The sequence below is a fragment of the Trueperaceae bacterium genome (assembly GCA_036381035.1).
In the GTDB taxonomy this organism is placed as follows: domain Bacteria; phylum Deinococcota; class Deinococci; order Deinococcales; family Trueperaceae; genus DASRWD01.
Genome location: DASVDQ010000078.1, coordinates 1 through 1,747, shown reverse-complemented (window position 1 = coordinate 1,747; position 1,747 = coordinate 1). Strand labels below are relative to the sequence as shown.

Sequence of the window (1,747 nt, the reverse complement as noted above, 5' to 3'; positions counted from 1 at the left end):
CCTGGCTTATTCGTCACGGGGTAATTCGCCCGGTTCCAGGTGGAAGTGAGCGAGCTGAGGGGGCTCGGGGCGGCGTGGGCGCCGGTTACCTGGACAGGCCCCCTTTCCCCCAGCCTCGCGACTGGCGGCGACGCCCGCTCTCCAGCTCCCCGCCCAGGGGTGCTACGCCGGGGTGGGCAGGGCCTGGGGACGCGGCGAGCCGCGCGCCGGGTAGAGCCGCTCGAGCTCCCGCCAGAAGCGCCGCCACAGCGCCGCCCGGGCCTGCTCGATCACCAGCGTGAGGCGTCGGGCATGGACCAGCACCCGAGCCGCCGCCTTGAGCACGAGCTGGCGAAAGCGCTGCCGGCTCAGCCGCACCTCCCCCTCGCGCCGGACCAGCTCGGCCGCCCCGCGCAGCACGTTCGCCGCCAGGAGAGAGAGCAGCAGCCGCGCCTCGTTGGCCGCAAAGCTGTCGGGCTCGATGTACGCCGTCGCCTCGACTGTCCGGCCGCGGTAGTGCGTCTTCGGCCGCGGAGCGGACGAGAGGGCCGGCGCGAGCGCAGTCTGCCACTCGCCGAAATCCTGCTCGGCCGTGCCCCGCTGGCGATAGCGCTCCAGCAGCGAGGGGCCGTCCACCTCGTCCGCCGCCACGTCGGTGAGCAGGAAGAAGTGATCGAGGAAGAGGTGTTGCTGCTCGTCCTCCCGCTCCAGCACCACCAGGACGACCCGCCGCTCCCGGTCCCAACTGCCGGCCCGGTAGCGCAGCTCATGCGTCCAGAGCCGCCCCTCCGCGGGGGGCCGGCCCGGCGGCCGCCTCAGATACGGCGCGGCGAGCCGCTCGAGGGCTCGGTTGCCCCTGAGGCGCGCCACGTAGCAGACGTCCTCGTCTTCCAGCGTGCTGAGCAGTTCGTCTTCGGGAAAGCCAGCGTCCATGCGGACCCACACGCGCCGGGCGAGGCCCTTCGCCCAGAGCACGGAAGGGATGATGAAGGCGAGCGCCCCATCGGCCGTGTGCGCATTCCCCTCCCGAAGAGAGGCGGCCAAGAAGTCGCCCCGCTCCCAGCGGAGCACGAGCGGATGGTAGCAGCGGCAGCCGTAATGCCCATTCCAGGCGCTCCCCGGCTGGTGGCCATGGACCTCCAGCGGCAGCGAATCGAGATCGAGCACCGCCTCGGCGAGACGCTCGCCCGCCCCGAGCCGGGCGAGCCGGCGCGCCAACTCGCGCAGGAGAGCCTGCAGCCCCTCGCGGTTCTCCCAGCTCGCGAGCGCGTGCTGAAGCCGCGAGAGCGTGGGCTGCGAGGCGAGTGCGGCGGCCAGCGGCGAGAGACCTCGTCGGGACGAGATGGCCAGGCGCAGTGCGGGGTCGCCGCCTACCAGCGCCACATCGCGCTGGTCACTCCACCCCTGCGCAAACAGCAGCAGTTGGGTGCGGAGCAGCTCGAGGAAGCCGTGCCGGATACGCGCCGCGTCCCGCGCATCCGAGAGGTGGCGCCGCACCAGCTCCTCGAAGCCGAGCCGCTCCAGGAGAGAGCGCAGGAGCACCGCGCCAGCATCGGACGTCAGGCGCTCGGGGCGCGCCTCCACCCGAACGGAACGGTTGAAATCCAGGGCAAACAGGCTATCTTGGGCTTCACCCATGGCGTGTTCTTCGCGTGGACCGTGAAGGTGGTTGGCTCGCAACCCCATCTTACGGCCGCATCGAAGGATGCGCCATGTGGCTTTCCAGCCTACACTACCCCTCCGCTACCCCGATCGTGAATAAGCCAGG

General features: G+C 71.4%; 1 protein-coding gene. It reads right to left on the bottom strand.

Translation table 11 applies throughout. The annotated features are described in order from the left end of the window. Nucleotides 1-162 precede the first annotated feature (162 nt). Nucleotides 163-1,617 carry an IS1380 family transposase gene (locus VF202_09275; GenBank protein ID HEX7040291.1) on the bottom strand — a complete coding sequence of 485 codons (1,455 nt, stop codon included), beginning with the start codon at nt 1,615-1,617 and terminating at the stop codon, nt 163-165. Nucleotides 1,618-1,747 lie beyond the last annotated feature (130 nt).